Annotated in this window: 3 protein-coding genes; 1 reads left to right on the forward strand and 2 read right to left on the reverse strand. The window is 55.8% G+C overall.

From position 1 onward, the window contains the following. Positions 1–25: 25 nt before the first annotated feature. Both GAL01_RS15330 and GAL01_RS15335 read right to left on the reverse strand, forming a co-directional pair. Positions 26–862, reverse strand: coding sequence for an alpha/beta fold hydrolase (locus GAL01_RS15330; RefSeq protein WP_062026959.1), 837 nt, complete (start codon positions 860–862; stop codon positions 26–28). Between the two features lie 82 nt (positions 863–944). Continuing rightward, positions 945–1697 (reverse strand): SDR family NAD(P)-dependent oxidoreductase, encoded by a 753-nt coding sequence (locus GAL01_RS15335; protein WP_062026961.1) that lies wholly within the window; start codon positions 1695–1697, stop codon positions 945–947. Between the two features lie 113 nt (positions 1698–1810). Between GAL01_RS15335 and GAL01_RS15340 the strand changes: the two genes are divergently transcribed. Further along, positions 1811–2379 (forward strand): LysR family transcriptional regulator (locus GAL01_RS15340; protein WP_145995678.1); only part of this gene is annotated, 569 nt, incomplete at its 3' end.

Raw genomic sequence — 2379 nt, forward strand, 5'->3', positions numbered from 1 at the left:
GCTAAGCCGTGGCTGCCGATGTTGATCAGCGTTCAGCAAACGCTAGGAGGTCCGCATTGAGTACCTCCGCATTGACCGTCAGCATTCCGTGCGAGAAGCCGGGATAGGTTTTAAGGGTGCCATTGGCGAGTAATTCAACAGACTTGAGTGCTGAATCAGCGATCGGCACGATCTGGTCGTCTTCTCCATGCAGCACGAGTGTTGGTATCGTAATGCTCTTCAGATCCTCGGTCTGGTCCGTCTCGGAAAAGGCTTTGATACCCTCGTAGTGCGCATTGGCGCTCCCCATCATCCCCTGACGCCACCAGTTTTGAATGACGCCCTCTTGCGGGCTGATACCCTCGCGATTGAACCCATAGAACGGGCCGGTTGGCACATCGCGGAAGAACTGTGCCCGGTTGGTTGCAAGGGCAGCACGAAAACCGTCAAAAACCTCAATGGGCAGGCCCTCGGGATTTGCTTCAGTGCGTAGCATCAGGGGCGGAACAGCGCTGACCAGAACGGCTTTGGCGGCGCGTCCGGACGGCTGACCATGTTTGGCCACATAGCGCGCGACTTCACCGCCGCCGGTGGAATGACCGATATGAACGACGTTCCGAAGGTCCAATGCTTCGACGAGGGCAAACGCGTCCGCTGCATAATGATCCATGTCATGCCCTTCCGAGACTTGCCCGGAGCGTCCATGACCACGACGATCATGGGCCACCACGCGAAAGCCCTGCTGTAAAAAGAACAGCATTTGGGCATCCCAATCGTCAGAAGAGAGGGGCCAGCCATGATGGAACATGATGGGACGGGCGTCTTTCGGGCCCCAGTCCTTGTAGAAGATTTCAACATTATCTTTGGTGGTCACGAACGACATGATTAATTTCTTCCAAATTCAGATGGTACAGCTGTTTCAGGACCGTCTTCGCAACCAACCGCGAAGCCGGTTTTGATGGCGTTCAGATCTGTTTCTGACCACCGTCAACGTAGAGTTCGATGCCATTGATGAAACTGGCCTCATCGGATGCCAGAAACAGAACCGAACGGGCGATTTCTTCTGGCTGGGCCACACGACCAGACGGGATCAGACTGGCGAGATAGGTTTTGGTTTCTTTGGCCTGTTCGCCGCCGCCAAAAAGCTGATTCAAACCTGCCGTATCGGTCACACCCGGACTAACTGCATTGACGCGAATATGTCGATCCTTGAGGTCAAGCATCCAGTTTCGCGCAAAGCTGCGTACAGCTGCCTTCGTTGCAGAATACACACTGAGAGCCGGGGTTCCTGCGGCGCTGACATTCGAAGCATTCAGCACGATCGAGGCCCCATCGCGCAGCAGGGGAAGCGCTTTCTGTACTGTAAAGAGGACGCTCTTGACGTTACTGTCAAAAATGGACTGATAGTGTTCCTCGGAAATGGCACCAAGGGGCGCAAATTCCCCACCGCCGGCATTGGCGAAGACAACATCGATCTGGCTATGCGTCTGCTGAACGGTGTCATACAGACGGTCGATGTCGTCCAGATGACCCATATCACCTCGTACGCCGGTTACCTTGCCACCGATGCGAGTGACAGCGGCGTCGAGTGCCTCCTGTCGTCTGCCGGTGATGAAAACGAAGGCGCCTTCATCGGCGAAGGCTTTTGCTGTGGCCAGACCAATGCCGCTGGTACCACCCGTTACGATTACGACCTTGCCATCAAATCCGTAAGTCATTGTTCTGTTCCCTGTTTTCAGCGCTCCGTTTGCGCCGGCAGGAAAGAGATGGCACTGGAACGATCATCGCTGTAGATAGCAATATTGACACACAGCGTTCAGAAAGAGGAACGATGGAGCGGCGGGATCTCAACGATTATGCATATTTCGTAGCGGTTGTTACGCATGGCGGCTTTTCGGCCGCTTCGCGCGCGTTGCACGAGCCGAAGTCAAAACTCAGCCGCCGCATCGCCGATCTTGAAAGCCGGCTCGGTACACGTCTGATCGAGCGGTCCAGCAGGCGCTTTCGCGTCACGGATCTTGGTCGGGCATTTTATGAGCGCTGTCGGAGCATGCTGGATGAGGCAGAAGCTGCAGAGGCAGTCATCAGCGCCGCCCAGGCTGAGCCAGCGGGCGTCGTTCGGTTCAGTTGTCCGACCGGCATGGTTGCCGTGATCGGACATCTGATGACAGGCTTTCTGGATCGCCATCCCAAGGTGCGGTTGCAACTTCTGGCGGTGGATCGACCAGTGGATCTGATAGAAGAGCGCATCGACCTCGCATTGCGGGTTCGTCTGGCTCTGACATCAGATGCAGCTTTAACCATGCGTACACTCGGGCGCTCCACACGTGTTTTAGTCGCGCATCCGCGTGTCGCTGTGAGCATCAGAAACCTGCATGATCTGGATACTGCATCACTCTT

The sequence above is a fragment of the Gluconobacter albidus genome, assembly GCF_002723915.1.
In the GTDB taxonomy this organism is placed as follows: Bacteria; Pseudomonadota; Alphaproteobacteria; order Acetobacterales; family Acetobacteraceae; genus Gluconobacter; species Gluconobacter albidus.